The sequence below is a fragment of the Pseudoalteromonas sp. GW168-MNA-CIBAN-0100 genome (assembly GCF_040309225.1).
Taxonomy (GTDB): domain Bacteria; phylum Pseudomonadota; class Gammaproteobacteria; order Enterobacterales; family Alteromonadaceae; genus Pseudoalteromonas; species Pseudoalteromonas arctica.
The window spans coordinates 169,174-190,589 of the sequence record NZ_JBEOOL010000003.1 but is presented as its reverse complement, the minus strand read 5'-3'; the positions used below and the strand labels follow the sequence as shown (position 1 = coordinate 190,589).

The window sequence follows — 21,416 nt, the reverse complement described above, 5'->3', positions numbered from 1 at the left end:
CGATAACCAGGCAAAAATTTCGTTATTTAGTTGTTATCACTAATTGCTCCTGCATTGCTCTATCTCCTGCATCCATGCAGTCGTATATCAGAAATTTTTAACGCAGTTAGCGTCAGATTTAATCCCTCAAATTGATTAAGTATTATTGCGGATTGGTATAACATATGCTTATTAAAAAAGAACCAGCCAAGGGGCGATAATCGCTGCAGGGCACTTAATTAAAGTGGCAGCAATAACACTACAGGCATCGCGTATAAATATTGGTTTTAAACGTTAGATGTAACTTTAAATAGCAACATGCAATAGCACTATTAAGGTCAATTATGCGATTAGGACCAGGACTACTTGTCACCGCTGCCTTCATTGGACCAGGTACCATTACTACCGCCAGCTTGGCAGGTGCAAACTTTGGTTTTGCACTTATATGGACATTACTGTTTTCAGTAGTTGCCACTATATTATTACAATCTATGGCGGCGCGCCTTGGCGTTGCTACCGGGCAAGATTTAGCTCAAGCGCTCAGAGCACATATTCAAACGCCTTTATTTAAATCTTTAGCTATATTTTTAGTAATTAGCGCCATTGGCGTGGGCAGTGCAGCTTATGAAGCGGGTAACTTAAGTGGGGCTAGCATGGGATTAATTGAAATATTCCCTCAAGTTAGTCCTCAACTATGGACACCACTAATTGCTTTTTTAAGTGCTGCTTTACTTTATAGCGGCAAACATAAAGTGGTTGAAAACGCGCTAATTTTACTCGTTATTTTAATGAGCTTAGTGTTTATCTCAACACTTGTAATGGCAGCGCCTTCACTGAGTGATGTATTTGCTGGTTTTATTCCTAGTATGCCTGAAGGCTCTATTACGACCATATTGGCATTAGTAGGCACTACCATTGTGCCATACAACTTATTTTTACACTCCGGCGTACTCGCTGCTAGACACGACAGTAACAGCGACATGCAAAAAGTGATTAAACAAACAAATGTTGATACAGGCCTATCAATCACCTTAGGCGGTGTGATCACTTTAGCTATTTTATCTACAGCTTCAGTCGCATTTTATGGCACCGATGTGGGGCAAATTAGTGCGGCTAACATGGCCGTGCAGCTAGAGCCATTGCTTGGTGACGCCGCTCATTACTTTTTTGCTATTGGCTTATTTGCTGCAGGTTTAACAAGCGCTATTACAGCGCCGCTTGCCGGTGCTTATGCTGTGTGTGGCATGTTAGGGTGGTCAAACGATATGGGTAACACGCGCTTTAAAGGCGTCGCTATTGTTATTTTATTGTTTGGTGCTGCTGTGGCGTCACTCGGTTTAGACCCTGTCGCGGTAATTATATTCGCGCAAGCGGCTAACGGGTTATTACTTCCTATTGTTAGCACCTACCTTGTATGGCTGGTTAATCAAAAAGGGGTTATGGGAAACTACACTAACTCTTTGGTGTTAAACCTGGTGACCCTGCCCGTTTTAATCCTAATTTTTGGGCTAAGTAGCTACAAACTAATTAGTTTAATTTTTTAATTTAACTCTAAAAACCATATTTAAAGGCCGCTGTTTACAATAGACAGCGGCCTTTATTTATTAATCACTAAATAACGTATAAGCCGTACTTATATTCACACATCTAACACGCTTTTTGGTTTTTAGTTGTCTTAACTAATTGCGAAAACGCAAAACCACCTACCGCGCCTGCAAGCAGTTGAGCATAAAAACCCCAGCCTCTTGAGCCCGCTATAATATGAATATTCATAATTGATTCAATGGCAATTAACACAATAGCAAATGCCACAATGCCAGCAATAACAAATAACTGAGTACTGTATTTTTGAACCTTTTTATTAAGCTTTACGGTAACAAAAAAAGCGATGGCAAGTGCTACGGCAATAATAGCGCCGTAGGTAGGTAATAGGCCTAACCAATCATCAAGCGTTAAACTAGCACGATCACTAAAGCCCACCACTACACCTACATTAACTAATTGATTGACAACGTATTGGCTATGAAACAAGCTAGCAAGTGTGAATGTAAGTAACCAAGAAACTAAAAATGAAGGCAATATACGTGTTAAAAACAACATTGTTATCTCAATTTAAAATAAAGCTTTTCTCTTATGCAAGTCATGCTAGCAAAGGCTTGCTCCGTAAACAATGTATCTCTTTTTTTACTTTGCTTTCGCTTTTTTCGTTTTCTGTTAATGCAGATGCTACGTTACCAAAGGAGCAATACAGTACAAAAACACTGGCTACGCAATTACAGTCTCCGTGGAGCATGGTTGAACTACCAAGCGGCACATGGTTAATTACAGAGCGTGATGGTCACGTAGTTATAGTTAAAAACAATGTGCAATCAAGAGTAAAATTAAACCTAACAGGTTTATACGTTGCAGGCCAAGGTGGTTTACTCGACATTGTATTATCACCAGATTATAACGACTCCAAAGAAATTATTTTTACTTATGCCCAAGGTAATGCAAGCGCAAATAGGCTTGTTGTTGCCAAAGCCACGTTTAATGGCGCTGACTTTTCAAAGCCTAACGTTATTTATAAAGTAGCGACTGATAAAAACACACCGCAACATTACGCAGGACGCGCCCTTGTCCTACCCGACAATACGTTATTAATTTCAACGGGCGATGGATTTGACTTTAGAGAGCAAGCACAAGTTATCACCAGCCAACTTGGTAAAATATTACGTATAAACCTAGATGGCACCATTCCAACAGATAACCCATTTATTAATCACAAAAATCCAAATGCACATGCTGTTTACTCACTAGGTCATCGTAACCCTCAAGGCTTAGTTTATGATTACGATACGCAGCAAATTGTTAGCCACGAGCACGGCCCTGCAGGCGGTGACGAGCTAAACTACTTAACCGCTGGGACAAATTACGGCTGGCCGGTAATCACCTATGGCAAAGATTACTCGCAAGCGCGTATTTCCCCCTTTACCGAATATAAAGGCATGCAAAAACCAAGTGTTAATTGGACGCCATCAATAGCGCCATCAGGCATGGCGTATTACGGATCTAAACACGCCGCTTTTCCTTCATTACAACAACATGTGCTTATCACTACTCTTGTTGATAAAAAGCTCTACAGCGTTAATCTGGCTAATGGTGAATTTACGCAGTCTCACGTATTTCCTGAAGCAATGGGTAGATTAAGGGATGTGTTTGTTACAACTAAGGGGAACATCGCGGTATTAACCGACGGTAAAGAGGCAAAGCTAATGTTAGTCACACCAAGGTAATTGGCGTTATTAATATTAGGTTGGAGCACGTAGTTTTAACCGTGGACTAACATAAAATGAGTTAAACAAAAGGTATACTAATGAATACAAGCTGTGGTCAAAACGAGTTGAGCACAGCGCTCTACAACTGTCTAATTAGATAAAATCATCAATCTCCATCAGGGTATTGTTCCGGTTTTATACCACTTTCGAGTACCACTTTAGGATAAAATATATCAGGCTTTTCACTAAAGCGTTTTTTCCTACTTTTACTTATTTGAAACAACCAGCTATCACCGTAATCAAACATATAATAGAGTTTTTTACCCTTAGCTTGTGGGAATATGCTATCAATTGTTTCTTGAGTTACCTTATCCTCATTGCATGCTATACGTTGCGCGCTTCTAGAGTAATAAGAGTTACCTATACAAAACTCATACATGTGATCATCATCAAAGTCTACAGCAGACAAAACTGCCTGATGTAATTCATCCAAACTATAGTCAATTGGGATTTCTAAAGCACATTCCCATTCATTATAAGCGTGCATACCATCAAGTAATTTTATCTTTAACGTCTCAATCATATCCAAACTCCCCCCTCTTACCTATATTGAATTAACTGCCTATTAAACAGACGGATAATTTAATTAAACAAATAATACTGCGCCACTAAACTTGCTTTTTGCGTCAGCAAAATTTAGATTGGCTGTCTTGTTTATTGTTCGGTCTTGTTTATTGTTCGTTGGTTATAATCACGGAGCGATAGCCAACTGTTATTTTTCCTCTTAGGAATTTGTTATATTTTTTATGCCACTGCAAAATCAACTACGTGGACATTTGTTAAGTTAATCTGTTGTTTAGCATGCCAAAGATCATAGTTATCTTGCATTGCTAACCAACTCTCAGGAGTTCTGCCAATTGCTTTAGATAAACGAAGAGCCATTTCTGGAGAGATAGCACTTTGCCCTTTTAGAACCCTATTTAAAGTAGATGATGCCACATCTAGTTGTTTAGCTAAATAACGACAGCTAAAACCTGAAGGTTCTAGGTATACATCGTAAATAAACTCTCCAGGATGTGGTGGATTATGCATAGTCATTAGTGATAGTCCTCATAGTTAAGAATATATGCATTACCATCGATAAATTCAAAAGTAATGCGCCAGTTACCATTTACAGTAATAGACCAAACCCCATCACGTTCCCCTTTTAGTGGGTGCAATTTAAAACCGGGTAGATTGATATCATCAATTTCTTGTGCGGTATCTATTGCTGTAAGTTGCATCCGTAATTTACGTTGATGCTTAGCCTGAATTCCAGCAACACTTCCTGTTTGAAAGTATTTTTTGAGGCCTTTGTGTTTGAAAGATTTAATCATGACACAAGTATAGCGTGATGCGCATCAGTCGTCGATAAAAATATAACGCCCGCGTTTACGGCTGGTTTGGAGCGCAGCGGAAAAACAATCCGATAACATGCGCTTGAAACTTACTCTAATTCAGCAAGTAAAGCTGTGTCACTACAAGATTTACTTTTTTTGGCTAATAAATGATTTTTACGACTACCTTACTTTCATTCATCCAGTAAATAAGCAACTATCACTCTTAAACCTAAATCGCATTAGACTAGACAGCCACTCCAATTGTAAACTAATCTAGCGCGCCACTAAATTTACTTTTTTGGGCTAAGAGTTCACCTCTTTTTATATCTTTACTCGCGCGTTAGACATTAAATAAGCAATTATCACTGTTAAACCTAAATTACACGCATGAAAATGACTGCATAATGCAGTTGTGATTTATTACTGAATAGTTTTACTGAGTAACTTACGTTTTATGCCAGTAGCTTTTCGCAGTTACTGATATTCGCTCGCCGCTTTCGGTTTAAGTTTTCACAATAACTTGCTTGTGAACTTGGCCTGCCGACTGCGCCATGAAATACACGCGTAAATTGTGTGGTGAGTTTTAACCAGTTTTCTGGGGAGATATTAACTCTTTCGAGTAAGGGTAAGTGTGTACTTTCAATATAACCGCGTTTGTCTTCTCGTATACAACGTCCTGTTAACTCAACAAGTTCAAGGTACGATTTAAGCTCAAACGGCAGCCCTTTTGGCATAATTTGACGTGGCATGCCTGCAAAGCGCAGTAGTTGTTTTGGTTGCTTGCCATCCTTTGCATACGTAAAACGCTGTTTGATGCTGGTATGGTCTGACTCTTCTGGGGTGTTAGCCATTTTGGCTCTAATGGGGTTTAAATCGACATACGCCATGCAGGCCGCAAGGGCTGCTTCATCTAATAATGCTTGAGACGTAAATCGTCCCTCCCAAAAACGGCCAGTGCAGTTATCTTCTTTATTTGCTCTGCGAGCAATGTTTTCATTTAACAACCGCATAAACCAGCTAATACTTGATAGGCGCTCGCGGTATTGTTTTACTGTTTGATTAAAAAAGATAAGTTCAGCTTTACTTAGCTTTTCACCCTGTATGTATTTTTGCGTAAGTACAGTGCCTTTACACAGCTTGTGCCAGCGAATAACAATCGCTTTATCATTCAGCCTATTCGCTTTTTTGTCATCAACATACAACACTAAGTGCGTATGATTGCTCATGACAGCATAAGCACAGACGTCAATACAAAATACCTTGGCTAACTCAAGCAGTTTGTCTTCAACCCAGCCTCTACGATGCTCGTAGGATTGACCTGTAAAGTGATCTTCCCCACATAAAAATGCACGGCGAACGCAACGTGATATGCAATGGTAGTACTTTGTATCAACCAAACTTACTTGACGCTTTCTTGCGATTGCCATAAGACACCCTGCTTATTTTTTGCACTAAACAAAGCGTAGTGCTTTGCTCATAAAAGTGCAAAATTTAGAGTGAGTGTCTAGTTTATGGCTTCTAGTTTATGGCTTTTTTGCGTAAGTACAGTGCCTTTACACAGCTTGTGCCAGCGAATAACAATCGCTTTATCATTCAGCCGATTCGCTTTTTTGTCATCAACATACAACACTAAGTGCGTATGATTGCTCATGACAGCATAAGCACATACATCAATACAAAATACCTTGGCTAACTCAAGCAGTTTGTCTTCAACCCAGCCTCTACGATGCTCGTAGGATTGACCTGTAAAGTGGTCTTCCCCACATAAAAATGCACGGCGTACGCAACGTGATATGCAATGGTCGTACTTTGTATCAACCAAACTTACTTGACGCTTTCTTGCGATTGCCATAAGACACCTGCTTATTTTTTACACTAAACAAAGCGTAGTGCTTTGCTCATAAAAGTGCAAAATTTAGAGTGAGTGTCTAGTTTATGATGTGATTAAGAGATGTGTTTGTAACTGATAACGGTAACGTCGCGGTATTAACAGACGGTAAAGAGGCAAAGCTTATGTTGGTTATAGCAAATTAATCTGCATGAAATAATAAAGCTAATGGCAAAAAGAAAGACCTAACCCCATTATTTTTACTTTATTTATAATAATGCACTCTTCATGCTGTTTTTTGGCTTTTTTCGTAATAATTAGGATGGGGTCATCCTAATTTTTCTCTTAACTTATTTATAATTGAACTCCGAAAAATAATTTCTACTTCAGTGTAGAGGTTGGGAGTCCAATTATCTTGTTGGCTTTACTTTTGCTGTAATGTAGACAACTCAGTCGTAAATTTATGTTGTTCTAAAAGCTTAGGAAACTGAGCTTTTAAGTCGCTTTGAATTTGTTCAGATTCATTAACTATCCGAGATTCTCCTGACATACTAAACATACCAAGATCTAATTGAGAATATATGTCACCAATATAAGTAACTTCATTGGGCTTGATAGTAAATCCGCCATTTAAGTCCATATAGTAATTACCAAAAAGAATACGAAACCACTTATATTCACCGGCGGGCAATGCTACTACTTTTAAATCATCGGCTTTACTAAGCACAAACTTTGAATCTTTTTTCTTCCCATCAGTTTGGGTGAATATGAACTCTAAATCGGCTAAAAGAGGGTTGTTATAACCATCCCAGTTAGAATGAATTTTGGTTACAACTATTCCTTGGTTAGTATCTAAACTTTGATCCGTTTTGATATTTTTGGTGGTACTCGCACAAGCCGTTAAAAAAAGAAACGAAATACATAATACTACTTTCTGATTGAACTTCATTGTTGATTACAACTCCTGTAAAGCTAACGAGCCTGTAGATTAACTCGTTTTTAAATTTGTTTTTATTGATAAACAAACCATAGCTGAGTTCCTATTTTGGTTCAATCGATTACTGTATTTTTACGCAGCATATAAAGAAGTGTTTGGTGTTGTTTAAATTGGCGTTTTAGAAGTGATTACGAGTGGTTGAGTGGCTTTTATTTAGGTTAAAAGGGCCTCCCCTTCTTAATGCATCGTGTTTTGCAATTTTTCTATATTATAAACAAGATAATACAGTTGTCATTGCAAAACATTAAACTGGACAGCCACTCCAATTGTAAACTAATCTGGCGTTTCACAAAGTGCAAAAATTAGGATAGGTGTCACTGTTAATTGCTATTACCGCCCACCAAGACCAAAGGCTCTTGCCCCTCTATTAATATATTCAAATTATCTATCTCCCAAACACCGGCTGTTTTAGTCATAGCAACATAGCCCAACCCAGATTTGTCAGCTCCTGACACTTTAATTACAAAATCTGCATCACCCGACCCACCACGCAAATATATGGAAAATCCATCAAAATAACCGAAAGAATATTCGAGACTTTCGCCAAATTGCTCTGTCACCTGGGCATTAGTCGATAATTCAGTTACGGCTAACTTGTATCCATCGCCATTGATAAATGCTGTGACACCAAACGCCAATATACAAAAGAGTAACAAAAAGAAACCTAGCACAGATGATAAGCGCTTGTTCCACTTAGTCTTACGTCGCCACCAGTCAAAGTTGATTTCAAATTGCATGTTAATACCTAATCGTTTAAAGAGACATAACGCCAAACTAACCAGCGGTGTGCTGGCGTACTTTGTTGCGTCTCTTTCGCGAAAAAAACGACAGCTTTAGCCGTCTGGTTTAGCTTCTTGTTAGGCTAATTTTCCACTTTATCTAATTTACAGGGAAATGTATGAACATCATCACATTGGCTGCAAACGTAGGTAGACGCACCTATAATATTTTTGCTTATTCCTGTAATAGTAAAAACAAAAGATCCTGCACCTTTTGTACTAGCGTCTTTAGACTCATAGTTTAAAACTAATATTTTATCGGCTGTAACGAAACCAAAAACTTTGAAAGATAACTTTAAATTATTGTCACTATAAACTTTATAAAACCCATTTATATTTTTACCGTATTGCTTTAATTCGAATTCAGAACGTTCATTTTCAAACCAAGGAAGTTGGTTTTCTACATTCCCAAATGTAATGGCAAAACGACCGTCAATTTTAGGGTATATTTTTGAATACAACTTATGCCACGAAGAAACCCAAAAATTTCGTGTTAAAAATATAAGCCCAGTTGCAACAATTGAAGTACTAATACCAAAAATAAAATCTAACACCTAATCTCCTTGATTAGCCTAACAACTTTGTATCCGACATTTGTCGCTTTACAAACCGACAAATGTCCAAATATTACAAAGGTTCTAATTTAACCAGCTAATAAGGACTTGTAAACAACTAGTTAGCCGATATTTAAGTTTCCTTTATGTAGAAATACCCCAAAATGGTAGAGATCAGTAATATCGGACAAAAAAGTAATGAGCTATAAAAATAGGTGTAAGCGATATTATTAAAAAGATAACTTAAATTTTTATCTAAGCTTTTGCCTTTAACCTAAAACAAAAAAGCCGCTGTTCATTGCAAACAGCGGCTTTCGTCTTAAGATTTACAAGCTTAAAGCTTGCTTAACTTAAACTTGATTTTTATTGTTTACCAATCACTTCTAGTCCACCCATGTATGGGCGTAAAACCTCTGGTACTACTACTGTGCCATCGGCTTGTTGGTAGTTTTCTAGTATGGCTACTAGTGTACGGCCAACGGCTAAGCCTGAACCATTTAGTGTATGTAGTAACTCTGGCTTTTTAACACCTTCACGACGAAAACGTGCTTGCATTCTACGCGCCTGAAAGTCAGCCATGTTTGAACATGATGAAATTTCGCGGTATGTATCTTGCGCAGGTAACCATACTTCTAAATCGTATGTTTTAGCTGAGCCAAAGCCCATGTCGCCCATACATAAAATTACTTTACGGTATGGTAGGTCAAGTGCTTGTAGTATTTGCTCTGCGTGACCTGTTAACTCTTCAAGCGTTGCCATTGAGTATTCTGGTTTTACAAGCTGTACAAGTTCAACTTTATCAAACTGGTGCTGACGAATTAGGCCACGTGTATCGCGACCATAGCTGCCTGCTTCACTTCTAAAACACGGAGTATGAGCAACTAACCGAATTGGTAAATCGCTTTCATCGTAAATTTCGTCACGGGCGCTGTTTGTAAGCGGTACTTCAGCTGTAGGAATTAAGCTAAAGCCGGCTTGTTGTTCGCCATCGTCATTTACAAGGCCTAATGTGTGGAATAAATCGCCCGCAAATTTAGGTAGTTGGCTCGTGCCGTAAAGGCTTGCGCTATTTACTAAGTACGGTACATACATTTCTGTATAGCCGTTTTTATCAGCGTGTATATCTAGCATAAATTGCGTTAGTGCACGGTGCATACGCGCTACTTGGCCGCGCATTACAGTAAAGCGTGCGCCACTAATTTTAACGCCCATTTCAAAGTCTAAGCCGTTTAGGTCTTGCCCTACATCTACGTGGTCTTTAACTTCAAAATCGAATTTTTTAGGTGTGCCCCACGTTAAAATTTCAACGTTGTCGTCCTCGTCTTTACCCGCCGGTACTGACTCGTCTGGCAAGTTTGGAATTGCTAAAGCAATGTCGTTAATAGCGGCTAATACTTCATCTTGCTCTGTTTTAGCGGCGTCTAGCTCACTGCCTAAGTTAGCCACTGCATCAAGTAGTGGCTGTGCGTCTTCGCCTTTAGCTTTGGCTTGACCAATTGCTTTTGCGCTTGCATTACGTTGACTTTGAAGTTCTTGCGTTTTTACTTGTAATGTTTTGCGTTTTTCTTCAAGTGCCGTTACCGTCGCTACATCGAGTTCGTAACCGCGCGCCGCTAAACGTGCTGCAGTTTGTTCGATGTCTTGACGTAAAAATTTAGAATCTAACATGTTAGTTTTTTAACCTTTTTGCATTACTAGCTGAAGGCCCAGCCAAGCCATAAAAATACACACCATCACGTTTAGGATGATATTGAGGGCCATTTTAATAAAGTGACCTTGTTGTAATAACAACAACGAGTCCATTGAGAATGTTGAAAAGGTGGTTAATGCACCTAAAAAGCCAATACCGATAAGAGTTTTGACGGGGCTGGCGGTGATAATTTCTTTATCTATCAAACCGTACAAAATGCCCATTAACAATGAACCCAGAATATTAACCGTCAACGTGCCAAAAGGGAATCCCCTACCGAGGAGTTTTAGCATGCTTTCGCTAATAAAAAACCGTAAACACGCACCTGAGGCTCCGCCAAGGGCGATCATCATATAAAGTTTAATCATTTTCGTACCGTTTAAGTGGGCTTTGCGCATCGCGCTCTTTTAGGTAATCGAGTTTTTGTTTGATTTTTTGTTCAAGTCCGCGTTCGCTCGGTAGGTAATATTCTTTGCCATCCATTTCAGGTGGTAAATATTTTTCACCTGCGGCAAACGCACCTTCTTCATTATGCGCATAACGGTACTCAGCGCCATACCCTAAGTCTTTCATTAAATTAGTTGGGGCATTACGTAAATGCTCTGGTACGGGGTAACTTGGCTCGTTTTGAGCGTCTGCTTTGGCTTGATTAAACGCCATATACACTGCATTACTTTTGGGTGCGCTGGCTAAATACAATGTGGCTTGTGCAATTGCACGCTCACCTTCGCCTGGGCCTACTCGCTGAAATATATCCCATGCATTTAAGGCCACTTCCATCGCACGCGGATCGGCGTTACCAATGTCTTCTGTTGCAATGGCAAGTAAACGCCTTGCTACATACAAAGGGTCGCCGCCACCGGCTAAAATTCGGCAATACCAATACAGTGCACCATCGGGAGAGCTACCACGTACTGATTTATGAAAGGCTGATATTAAATCGTAAAATTCATCGCCGCCTTTATCGTATTTGGCTAAATGCGTTGGTAACACTTGGCTAAGTACGTGCTCGTCTACGTTGTATTGACCGTTTTGCTCGGTTGTTAAATCAACCGCTTGTTCTAGTAAATTAAGTACTTTACGCGCATCGCCGCCACTTGCTTGGCACAGTGCCTTTTTAGCGTTGTCGGCAATAGTGATATGTTTTTGGATTAGCTGCTCGTCTTGTTTAAGTGCACGTTCTATTACGGTGTATAAGTCGGTATCGGCAAGCGATTTTAAAACATACACACGTGCACGCGACAATATAGCGTTGTTAAGGGCAAACGATGGGTTTTCGGTGGTTGCACCTACAAATATAAAGGTGCCGTCTTCTATGTGCGGTAAAAACGCATCTTGTTGGGATTTATTAAAGCGATGAACCTCGTCAACAAACATAAGGGTGCGTTGGCCACGGCTTTCTAGGTTATCGCGCGCTTGCGTTACGCTGTCACGTATATCTTTTACGCCTGCGGTTACTGCCGACATTTGAATAAGTGAGGCATCAGCATGGTTGGCAATTATTTGCGCAAGTGTTGTTTTACCTACACCCGGCGGGCCCCATAAAATTAAACTATGGCATCGCCCCGCGACAATGGCTTGATGCAGTGGTTTATCAGCACTTAATAAGTGTTGCTGACCAATGTACTCGTCAAGCGTTGTGGGGCGCATACGCGCAGCAAGTGGCCGTACATCGGGCCCAAAATTAAATCCTAAATTACTCACCGTTACTCTGATCGTCTATTTCAACACCTTCAGGAGGCGTAAATTCAAAAGTGCTTTTATCAAGCGGCGTATTAACTTGGGCATTGTTAAACGTAAATGACGATAGCTGCCCTGAGTTGTCGGTAACGACTAGTTTAGCAAGGCCTTGCTCTTTACCCGCACCTGAAAACGCTATATCAAGTTGTTCTACTTGGCTTTCTACGCCTTTATTTGGCGTTACACTAAAGCCTGTATTTGTTGCAAGTACGCTGTATTTTTCCCATTGTGCTGGGTCTTTTGATGTAAGCAGCACAAACGGAGTTGAATCGATTAGGCTGCTGGTTTTCATAATAGTTACTTGCTCAGCAAAACTGTCGAAGTAATAGGTTTTATCGCCGTTTGATACAAATAATGTATCGTCTGGGTTTGTTTGCTGCCAGCGAATCATCATAGGCTGTTGAAGCGCTATTGTGCCCTCGCCTTGCATAACTGCTTGACCTTCTTTGTCTGTTACTTTTTGTGCAAACTGCGCTTTAAAACTTTTTAAAGTGGCAAGTCTGTCTTGTAATGCTTGGCTGTCGTCAGCAAAGCTTGGTGCGGCAAGTACGCTGCCTAACACTAATAATAAGGCGTTAAATTTTTTCATTAATTTGCTCCATTAGGTACTAATACATCGCGAGCGCCATTATGACCTGGTGAACTCACGATACCCGATGTTTCCATTTGTTCGACTAAACGTGCTGCGCGGTTATAGCCAACACGCAGTTTACGTTGCACTGACGATACCGATACCTTGCCGGTTTCAATTACAAACGACACGGCTTCGTCGTATAACGGATCGTTCTCTTCGTCTGCATTTTCGCTTGCTTCACCTGGCAATAAAATATCTTCACTGGCATCACCATTGAGTATTTCATCAACGTAATTTGGCTTAGCACGCGCTTTCCAATCGTTTACTACGGCGTGTACTTCATGGTCGTCTACAAACGCGCCATGTACACGCTCTGGTACGCTAGTACCTGGTGGTAAATAAAGCATATCGCCCATGCCCAGTAAGTTTTCTGCGCCTTGTTGGTCAAGTATGGTACGCGAGTCTATTTTGCTAGACACCTGAAACGCCATACGCGTTGGTATATTTGCTTTAATTAAACCGGTTATTACATCTACCGAAGGGCGCTGCGTTGCCAGTATTAAATGAATACCTGCCGCACGTGCTTTTTGGGCTATGCGGGCAATCAGCTCTTCTACTTTTTTACCAACAATCATCATCATGTCGGCAAATTCGTCTATTACTACAACAATACTTGGTAACTTACCAAGTTCTTCCGGGCCTTCTTTCATGCCATCGGTGTCTTTAAATAATGGGTCAAGAATTGGATAACCTGCTTCATTGGCTTCAAGCACTTTTTGGTTGTAACCTTTTAAGTTACGCACACCCAATGCTGACATTAATTTATAACGACGTTCCATCTCGCCCACACACCAACGCAGTGCGTTAGCGGCTTCTTTCATGTCGGTGACTACTTCACACAATAAATGCGGAATGCCTTCGTATACTGATAGCTCAAGCATTTTAGGGTCAATCATAATCATACGTACATCGTCAGGGCCCGATTTGTAAAGCAAGCTTACTATCATGACATTAACGCCCACTGATTTACCTGAACCAGTTGTACCGGCTACCAATAAATGTGGCATTTTACCTAAATCAGCACAGACAGGCTGACCGGCGATGTCTTTACCTAGCACCATGGTAAGTGGCGATGGATTTTGCTCGAATTTAGGTGCGTTTATTACTTCTGACAAACGTACTATTTCGCGGTGTTTATTAGGAAGCTCAATACCAACATATGTTTTACCCGGTATAACTTCTACAACACGCACACTAATTGCCGAAAGCGAACGGGCTAAATCTTTTGCTAAACCTGTAATTTTTGACACTTTAATACCTGGCGCTAAATCCAGCTCAAAGCGAGTAACAACAGGGCCTGGGTATACCGCTACAACTTTAGCTTGTACGTTAAAGTCGAGTAGTTTTGTCTCTACTAGGCGCGATACTGTATCGAGCTCTTCTTGCGAAATTGGGTTTTTAGCTTTGTCCGGTCTGTCGAGTAAATCGAGCGACGGTAATGGCCCCGGTGGTGGTTCTTGCGTTAATAATTGCTCAAACTTTTCTTTTGCCGTTGGTGGTGGTTGATATTGCGCTTTTGGTTTAGGCATTGGTCTTGCTGGCGATACAACTGTTGTAACTGGTTTTTCTGGCTCTACAACTGGGCTTTGGTCAAGCGCATTTAATGCAGCAGCCGTGTCCATTGGCTGATCGTCTATGGCGCTAAAGCCAATTTCTTGATCGAGTATGTCGTCAAGCTCGTCAAACGGCATAAACTCTTCACTAATTTGAGGCTCATTAAACGGTGTTTGCGGTTTATTAATTGCTTTTTGTTTCTCTGCTTTTTTAGCTGATGTAGGCAGCTCTATTTGCTCTTTTATATCGTCTTCAAAATGGGCGTCTACTTCATCGTAATTATTTGCTTTGCCCGCAGCGTGTTCTCGGTGCATCCAGCCTTTTGCGTACGATACAATAAAGCGGTAAAACCTAACCATTAAATCGCCAAGGTAATCTACAAAATCAACCCACGATACACCCGTTAATAAGGTAAGCCCGGCAAAAAAGAAACACAGCAATAATATAGATGTACCGGTAAAGTTAAACGCAGGCATCATGGCTGATGCAATAACATCGCCCACTACCCCACCAGAGGAAAAGTTATAAATATCGTCAAAATTGATACTACTAATAGCGGTAGCTGAGGTGATAAATAAAGCAAAACCAATAACACGCAGCGCTAAGGTGGTGTAATCAAGCTGTAAAATGCGGTGAGGTTGTTTAAATAGCAAGTAGCCAAATAGCTGGATGGCCGCTGGCACTAAGTAAGCCAACCAACCAAAGGTGAGTAATAAAATGTCGGCTATCCATGCACCGGCTGCTCCTGTGATGTTGCTTACTTCGCTAAAACTAGTTTGCGACCATGCAGCATCTGCTGGATCAAAGCTGATCAAGGCACATAAAATAAATATTGCCGTAAAGGTGCTGATAATCAGCCCTGTTTCTAATAGTCTTTGCACACCGTTTAGGCGCATAGTTCCCTATTCCTCTTTATTATTCTATTTTTATTCACACTTACTTAGCAGTGAAATACCTTAGCAGGAAATGCAATTTGTTGCACTTTATCTTAACCTTGATGGCCTGATTATGAACAAGTTTTTATAATTTGAGCTTATATAAGCAAATGACGCAGCTAATATAAATAACCTTAAGTAATATAAGGACGAATAATTACGCCTTCTTCACCTTTTACTTCTTCCATTACTACATAAGTTCGGCTTTCACTAACGTTAGGCAATTTTAATAATATGTCACCTAATACACCACGGTATTCTGACATATCATTTACGCGCGTTTTAAGTAAAAAATCAAAATTACCCGATACTAAATGACATTCGATAATTTCTTCGTGCTTTTTAACGGCCGCACTAAACTCATCAAATACGTCGGGAGATGTTTTAGTAATTGTTACTTCTACATACACCGATAAACCTTGCCCAAGCTTAGCTGGATCGACCACTGCTTTATAGCCAAGTATGTAGCCTTCTCGTTCTAGCTTTTTCACTCGCTCCAGACAGGGCGTGGCGCTTAGGCCAACTCGTCTGGCCAGTTCAACATTTGAAAGGCGTCCATCGTGCTGTAATTCCATTAAAATTTTACGGTCAATTCTATCTAATAACTGATGCATAGTGCCAACTAGTTTTTTATGCTGTTTATTTTTGTTATATAGATGATAACACTAGATTTGACTTTAAAAAAGGTGAGACACACGGGCTTATGATGAATATAATAGTGAAAAATGTTAATCCGTTCTTAATAAGGCAAATGATATGATTATTGGTGTTCCTAAAGAAATTAAAAACCATGAATACCGTGTAGGTATGGTTCCTGCGAGTGTTCGTGAATTAGTAAACCACGGTCATCAAGTGATTGTAGAAACTGATGCAGGCATGGGTATTGGTTTTACTAACGAAGATTACACGCTAGCGGGTGCTGAAATTTTAGCAACTGCTGCTGACGTTTTCGCTAAAGCAGACATGATTGTAAAAGTAAAAGAGCCACAAGCTGTTGAACGTGCAATGCTACGTGAAGACCAAATTCTTTTCACTTACTTACACCTTGCACCTGATCTTCCACAAACTGAAGACCTTGTAAAAAGCAAAGCTATTTGTATTGCATACGAAACTGTAACTGACTCTCGCGGTGGTTTACCGCTTCTTGCTCCTATGAGCGAAGTTGCTGGTCGTATGTCTATTCAAGCTGGTGCACAAGCGCTAGAAAAATCTAACCACGGTCGTGGCATGCTACTAGGTGGCGTACCAGGCGTTGAAGCAGCTAAAGTTGTTATCATTGGCGGCGGCATGGTTGGTCGTAGTGCAGCCCAAATGGCTGTTGGTCTTGGTGCTGAAGTTGTCGTTCTTGACCGTAACATCGACGTATTACGTGCACTAGACGCGCAATTTGGTAATAAAGTTAAAGCTATTTACTCAACTGCTGATGCTCTAGAAAAACACGTACTAGAAGCTGATTTAGTAATTGGTGGCGTACTAATCCCAGGTGCAGCTGCACCTAAACTAGTAACTGCTGAGCACATTAAAGCAATGAAACCTGGTTCTGCAATTGTTGACGTTGCAATCGACCAAGGTGGCTGTATTGCTACTTCTAAAGCAACGACGCATGCTGATCCTACTTTCATCGTTGATGAAGTTGTTCACTACTGTGTTGCTAACATGCCAGGTGCTGTTCCACGCACATCTACGTTTGCACTTAACAATGCAACGTTGCCTTTCATCATTAACCTTGCAAACAAAGGTTATAAAAAGGCGTTACTAGATGACGCTCACTTCTTAAAAGGCTTAAACGTAATTAAAGGCCAAGTAACTTACAAAGAAGTAGCAGAAGCGTTCAACATGGAATATGTTGACCCACGCACAGCGGTAGAAAACGCATAATTTAGCGTTTTGTGGTTAGGTTGGTATTAAATAATGTAGCTACCTAACTACAACCCATAAAAAAAGCAGCTAATTAGCTGCTTTTTTTGTATTTAAATTTCAGATTTATATAAGCTTATTTAGATAAACTGGTTTAGATAAAACGCTTAATTATAAAATCTACTTTTACGCGCTTAGCTTGGCCAAGTAGTTTTTTAACTGGCTGTGGGTAATCATCCATCGTTTCTAAATCATCTGGGCCTGTTAAACGTCGGCAGTGTTGTAAAATTTCCTGCTTTTCGTTATCAATAGCATCCATAATTGTTTGCTCTGGATCTTCTATTAAAATACCGTTTTCGATATCAAGACCCCATGCACGCGGATTTAAGTTATGCCCGCTCAGTAAATGTTTTGTTCTATCTGAACAAATACCTTTTAAATGAAACGAATTGCTTTCATCTTTCCACAGATACACATTTAAATTACCGTTATCGATATGGCGCTTTTGCGTTTTTACAAATTTATGCAAAATAGTTTCGTATAAATAAGGTAATGCCCCTATTTTACTAAACGGCTCGCTTGGCGGTAAATAAAAGTCATTTGCTGTTTTATCGCCTACAACAATAGTCACTTGCTTGCCTTGCTTTAATAATCGGCGCAGCGATCGCATAAGCGGTGCCGGAAAATTGAAGTATGGCGTATACAACACAAGCTCTTGCTCTGTTGTATCAAATAACGCTTTTATTAAACGATTTAACTCGTTATTGCGACGCCCGAGTCCTAAAAACAAGCGAATACCTAATGCTTGCGTATTTAGCTGCTCTGCTGCGTTATAACTTGCGACTTTTAAATCACGCATTAATTGCTTTTGATCAAGCTTAAAGTCGTGCAAACGCTTAAGCGGTCGCGTGTCTATACGTGGCACAGCGACTGATGAAAGTAGCTTTGTCTCAATAAAATCAACTACTGAGTCACACAGTTCGCTCTGCGTTATCAAAAAGTAACGATCGAGCCTGTAGCGCTCGTTGTATTGCAAGTACACGTTATTTAAGCTTGCGCCGCTGTAAAGTAAGGTGTCGTCAATTACAAAACCTTTTAAATGCAATACGCCAAATAATTCTTTAGCTTTTACAGGTACGCCATAAACTTGTACGTTCGATTTAAACTTTTCTAAATCGTCACAGTATAAACTTGCGTTACCGTCTGATTTATCAGCGCCAATTAATCCACGTTGCGCACGATGAAAATCCACCAGCACTTTTACCTCAAGTGCCGGGTTTGCCAATGACACACGATGCAGCGCTTCTAAAATTTCGCGACCTGCTTCGTCATCTTGTAAATACAACGCAGTAATATAAATTCGTTTTTTTGCGTTCGCTATCAAGCGTAGCAATTGCGTTCGGTAATCTTGCGCATTGGTTAAGACGTTAACGTCTTTTGAAGTCAACCCGAATGCGGGTTTTTCCTGCCAAAATAACATAGTTGCCTATTTGCTTAGGTCACATAATCTATCAGTGACAAATAAAATTAGGTAAAACATAACAAAAAAAATCAAAGGGGTCATGAAATAACGCTGTTTTGTTGCCTGTTAGTCTATTTATTGAGCTACTTAGGCATTTTAACTGTAAAAGCACATAACTCTAGTACACAATACTGCACAGCTTTTCGATTTGATAAAAAAAATAATCGCGGATTTTGTTTACATCTGCCTTGTTTTTCTTAGAATCGAGCGCATTAAAGACCGTATTAAACGTTTAGGAAAAAATAATGACTGAAGCAAAACATTGTAAGCTACTAATTTTAGGCTCTGGCCCAGCTGGTTATACTGCCGCAGTATATGCAGCACGTGCAAATTTAAACCCTGTTTTAATTACAGGCATTCAACAAGGTGGCCAATTAACAACCACAACTGAAGTTGAAAACTGGCCTGGTGATGCACACGGTTTAACAGGTCCTGCGTTAATGGATCGTATGAAAGAGCACGCTGAGCGCTTTGAAACTGAAATCATATTCGATCACATCAATAAAGTAGATGTATCTAAGCGCCCTTTCACACTAACTGGCGACCAAGGTACTTACACATGTGATGCATTAATCATTGCAACGGGTGCTTCTGCTAAATACTTGGGCCTAGAGTCTGAAACTAATTTCCAAGGCCGTGGTGTTTCGGCATGTGCTACGTGTGACGGCTTTTTCTATAAAGGTCAAAAAGTGGCGGTTGTTGGTGGTGGTAATACAGCGGTTGAAGAAGCGCTTTACTTATCTAACATTGCTGACGAAGTACATGTTATTCATCGTCGTGATAGTTTCCGCAGTGAAAAAATACTTGCTGAACGCCTTGCTGAAAAAGCAGCAAACGGTAACGTTGTAATGCATTACAACCGCACGCTTGACGAAGTATTAGGCGACCAAATGGGCGTAACCGGCGTTCGTATTAAAGATGCACACTCTGATGCAACTGAAGAGCTAGATTTAGCTGGCGTATTTATTGCCATTGGCCACAAGCCAAATACTGATATGTTTGTTGGCCAACTAGAAATGAAAGATGGCTACTTAGTTGTAGAGTCTGGTCTTCACGGCAACGCAACTCAAACAAGCGTAGAAGGCGTTTTTGCTGCAGGTGATGTGTCTGACCACATTTACCGTCAAGCAATCACATCTGCGGGTACAGGCTGTATGGCTGCCCTTGATGCTGAACGTTTTTTAGATAATTTATAAGCAATTAAATAAATTATTATAGGGCTGATTATTCAGCCCTTTTTTTATGCCTAAAATATAGTTACACTTTTACGATCAATTATAAAATAAGTACTGTATGAGAAATCAGCTATACCAATTAAGCAAAAACGATATAGCATTCCCCAATCCGGAATACGCATTAGAATCCCCTGATGGCTTGTTAGCAATTGGCGGAGATTTGAGTTTACCTCGCCTAAGTAATGCCTACAAAAGCGGAGTATTCCCTTGGTTTAGTGAAGATGAGCCTATTATGTGGTGGTCTCCCAGCGAGCGAGGCATTTTTGAGCTTAATGATTTTCATATAAGTAAGAGCCTGCGTAAACATTTAAAAAAGCACCCTGTAAGAGTAACCATTAATAATGCCTTTGAAGAGGTGATAGAAGCCTGTCGCGATCAACGCCTTGATACCGATGGCACCTGGATCACCTCTGACATGCTCGACGCTTACGTTAATGCACACAATGCTGGCATTGCACATAGTTTAGAGGTGTGGAGTAACGGAGAGCTTGCAGGTGGCTTATACGGCATTATGCAAAATGGTGTTTTTTGTGGCGAGTCGATGTTTCATCATCAAACCAATTGCTCTAAGCTTGCTATGTGGGCACTGGTAAATTGGCTTAAACGGCATAATGCACATTTTATTGACTGCCAGTTAGAAAACCCTTATTTAATGACCCTAGGTGCAAAAGTAATCCCCCGTTCCACATTTTTGACTAAACTAAAAGCTGCACATAACTATACTGTTAACCCTATTATGTGGGAGCCACAAGAACTTGACGCAATCTATGAATGAGCAACTTCCTGCACGTGTTGGTTTAACCCAAGAGTTTGACTGTAGTTATTTACCCAACAGACAAGAGCAACTTTTAGTTATTCTTGATCCCAGTTGCTACAGCACCGATAAATTTGAGTCATTATTAGGCTTGGGATTTCGTCGCAGTGGTAACCAAATATACCGTCCGCACTGCCCAATATGCAGCGCATGTAGTTCTGTACGTGTATTAGCACAAGACTTTATGCCCTCAAAATCGCAAAAACGTAAACTAAACAAAGCAAAAACACAGTTTGAGGTAAAATATTCAACGCAAGAGCGACCTGAATACTATCCACTTTATAGCAAGTACATAACGATGCGTCATCAGGATGGAAGTATGTATCCTCCTGAAAAAGAACAGTTTCAAAGTTTTTTGCTTTGTAGTTGGCTCAAGATCACATTTATTGAACTATGGCACCAAGATACTTTAGTCGCGGTTGCCGTAACTGATTGTATGAATAGCGCTATTTCTGCAATTTATACCTTTTTTGACCCCGACTTTGAACACTATAGTTTAGGCTCTGTGATGATATTAGAGCAGCTAAAGTTTGCAAAAGAGCAAAATAAGCAATACGTGTACTTAGGCTATCAAATTGATGAATGCGACAAAATGAAGTACAAAACTCAGTTTTTACCTGCTCAAAAACAGCTCAATGATGAGTGGGTGGCTATTTAATTTG

Annotated in this window: 21 protein-coding genes and 1 pseudogene; 6 read left to right on the top strand and 16 right to left on the bottom strand. The window is 40.1% G+C overall.

Annotation, left to right across the window (positions count from 1 at the left end; genetic code table 11):
* The first annotated feature begins 323 nt into the window (after positions 1-323).
* Positions 324-1,523, top strand: coding sequence for an Nramp family divalent metal transporter (locus AAEY62_RS02895; protein ID WP_350634572.1), 1,200 nt, complete (start codon positions 324-326; stop codon positions 1,521-1,523).
* A 103-nt stretch (positions 1,524-1,626) separates the two neighbouring features.
* Here the strand turns inward: AAEY62_RS02895 and AAEY62_RS02890 are convergent, their stop codons facing one another.
* Positions 1,627-2,079 carry a hypothetical protein gene (locus AAEY62_RS02890; protein ID WP_350634571.1) on the bottom strand — a complete coding sequence of 151 codons (453 nt, stop codon included), beginning with the start codon at positions 2,077-2,079 and terminating at the stop codon, positions 1,627-1,629.
* On the opposite strand from AAEY62_RS02890, the gene AAEY62_RS02885 reads away from it, so the two are divergent.
* Entirely contained in the window at positions 2,064-3,254 is a 1,191-nt protein-coding gene (locus tag AAEY62_RS02885) for a PQQ-dependent sugar dehydrogenase (RefSeq protein WP_350634570.1), read from the top strand. The two genes, AAEY62_RS02890 and AAEY62_RS02885, sit on opposite strands and share 16 nt — an antisense overlap.
* Before the next feature lie 148 nt (positions 3,255-3,402).
* Here AAEY62_RS02885 and AAEY62_RS02880 read toward each other — a convergent pair whose 3' ends face one another.
* The 14 genes and pseudogenes from AAEY62_RS02880 to lrp all read right to left on the bottom strand — a co-directional run bounded on the left by AAEY62_RS02880 (position 3,403) and on the right by lrp (position 15,940).
* On the bottom strand, positions 3,403-3,819 hold the full coding sequence (locus AAEY62_RS02880) for an IS1096 element passenger TnpR family protein (RefSeq protein WP_024589152.1): 417 nt from the start codon (positions 3,817-3,819) through the stop codon (positions 3,403-3,405).
* A 221-nt stretch (positions 3,820-4,040) separates the two neighbouring features.
* Complete coding sequence (locus AAEY62_RS02875; protein WP_024589151.1) at positions 4,041-4,334, bottom strand: HigA family addiction module antitoxin; 294 nt, start codon at positions 4,332-4,334, stop codon at positions 4,041-4,043.
* Positions 4,334-4,612, bottom strand: coding sequence for a type II toxin-antitoxin system RelE/ParE family toxin (locus tag AAEY62_RS02870; RefSeq protein WP_024589150.1), 279 nt, complete (start codon positions 4,610-4,612; stop codon positions 4,334-4,336). Before AAEY62_RS02870 ends, AAEY62_RS02875 begins: the two co-directional genes overlap by 1 nt.
* 455 nt (positions 4,613-5,067) lie before the next feature.
* Positions 5,068-6,042, bottom strand: coding sequence for a transposase (locus AAEY62_RS02865; protein WP_101162875.1), 975 nt, complete (start codon positions 6,040-6,042; stop codon positions 5,068-5,070).
* A 104-nt stretch (positions 6,043-6,146) separates the two neighbouring features.
* Positions 6,147-6,467: pseudogene (locus tag AAEY62_RS02860) on the bottom strand (transposase); the annotation flags it as partial.
* 400 nt (positions 6,468-6,867) lie between these two features.
* Positions 6,868-7,392, bottom strand: coding sequence for a hypothetical protein (locus AAEY62_RS02855; RefSeq protein WP_165735235.1), 525 nt, complete (start codon positions 7,390-7,392; stop codon positions 6,868-6,870).
* A gap of 368 nt (positions 7,393-7,760) precedes the next feature.
* Entirely contained in the window at positions 7,761-8,177 is a 417-nt protein-coding gene (locus AAEY62_RS02850) for a cytochrome c oxidase assembly factor Coa1 family protein (protein ID WP_197237088.1), read from the bottom strand.
* 125 nt (positions 8,178-8,302) lie between these two features.
* A complete protein-coding gene (locus tag AAEY62_RS02845; RefSeq protein WP_121954554.1) occupies positions 8,303-8,773 on the bottom strand; it encodes a hypothetical protein in 471 nt (156 codons plus the stop codon).
* Positions 8,774-9,136: 363 nt separating this feature from the next.
* Positions 9,137-10,441: a serine--tRNA ligase gene (gene serS / locus AAEY62_RS02840; RefSeq protein ID WP_350634569.1), complete on the bottom strand. Its 1,305-nt coding sequence runs from the start codon at positions 10,439-10,441 to the stop codon at positions 9,137-9,139.
* A 9-nt stretch (positions 10,442-10,450) separates the two neighbouring features.
* The gene (gene crcB, locus AAEY62_RS02835) at positions 10,451-10,831 is read right to left on the bottom strand and encodes a fluoride efflux transporter CrcB (RefSeq protein ID WP_024590323.1); all 381 of its coding nucleotides are present in this window, start codon (positions 10,829-10,831) and stop codon (positions 10,451-10,453) included.
* Complete coding sequence (locus tag AAEY62_RS02830) at positions 10,824-12,167, bottom strand: replication-associated recombination protein A (RefSeq protein WP_024590324.1); 1,344 nt, start codon at positions 12,165-12,167, stop codon at positions 10,824-10,826. Before AAEY62_RS02830 ends, crcB begins: the two co-directional genes overlap by 8 nt.
* Positions 12,160-12,792, bottom strand: coding sequence for an outer membrane lipoprotein periplasmic chaperone LolA (lolA, locus tag AAEY62_RS02825; protein ID WP_024590325.1), 633 nt, complete (start codon positions 12,790-12,792; stop codon positions 12,160-12,162). Before lolA ends, AAEY62_RS02830 begins: the two co-directional genes overlap by 8 nt.
* On the bottom strand, positions 12,792-15,287 hold the full coding sequence (locus AAEY62_RS02820; RefSeq protein WP_024590326.1) for a DNA translocase FtsK: 2,496 nt from the start codon (positions 15,285-15,287) through the stop codon (positions 12,792-12,794). The genes lolA and AAEY62_RS02820 overlap by 1 nt, the downstream gene beginning before the upstream one ends.
* Before the next feature lie 173 nt (positions 15,288-15,460).
* Positions 15,461-15,940, bottom strand: a complete 480-nt coding sequence (gene lrp / locus AAEY62_RS02815; RefSeq protein WP_007582985.1) for a leucine-responsive transcriptional regulator Lrp — start codon at positions 15,938-15,940, stop codon at positions 15,461-15,463.
* A gap of 142 nt (positions 15,941-16,082) precedes the next feature.
* Between lrp and ald the strand changes: the two genes are divergently transcribed.
* On the top strand, positions 16,083-17,204 hold the full coding sequence (ald, locus tag AAEY62_RS02810) for an alanine dehydrogenase (protein ID WP_010552621.1): 1,122 nt from the start codon (positions 16,083-16,085) through the stop codon (positions 17,202-17,204).
* A gap of 133 nt (positions 17,205-17,337) precedes the next feature.
* Here the strand turns inward: ald and pssA are convergent, their stop codons facing one another.
* Entirely contained in the window at positions 17,338-18,663 is a 1,326-nt protein-coding gene (gene pssA / locus AAEY62_RS02805; protein WP_024590327.1) for a CDP-diacylglycerol--serine O-phosphatidyltransferase, read from the bottom strand.
* Positions 18,664-18,950: 287 nt separating this feature from the next.
* Between pssA and trxB the strand changes: the two genes are divergently transcribed.
* The 3 genes from trxB to AAEY62_RS02790 all read left to right on the top strand — a co-directional run bounded on the left by trxB (position 18,951) and on the right by AAEY62_RS02790 (position 21,412).
* Positions 18,951-19,901 (top strand): thioredoxin-disulfide reductase, encoded by a 951-nt coding sequence (gene trxB, locus AAEY62_RS02800; protein ID WP_024590328.1) that lies wholly within the window; start codon positions 18,951-18,953, stop codon positions 19,899-19,901.
* A 97-nt stretch (positions 19,902-19,998) separates the two neighbouring features.
* The gene (gene aat, locus AAEY62_RS02795; protein ID WP_024590329.1) at positions 19,999-20,715 is read left to right on the top strand and encodes a leucyl/phenylalanyl-tRNA--protein transferase; all 717 of its coding nucleotides are present in this window, start codon (positions 19,999-20,001) and stop codon (positions 20,713-20,715) included.
* Positions 20,708-21,412 carry an arginyltransferase gene (locus AAEY62_RS02790; RefSeq protein WP_010552618.1) on the top strand — a complete coding sequence of 235 codons (705 nt, stop codon included), beginning with the start codon at positions 20,708-20,710 and terminating at the stop codon, positions 21,410-21,412. The genes aat and AAEY62_RS02790 overlap by 8 nt, the downstream gene beginning before the upstream one ends.
* The last annotated feature ends 4 nt before the right edge of the window (positions 21,413-21,416 follow it).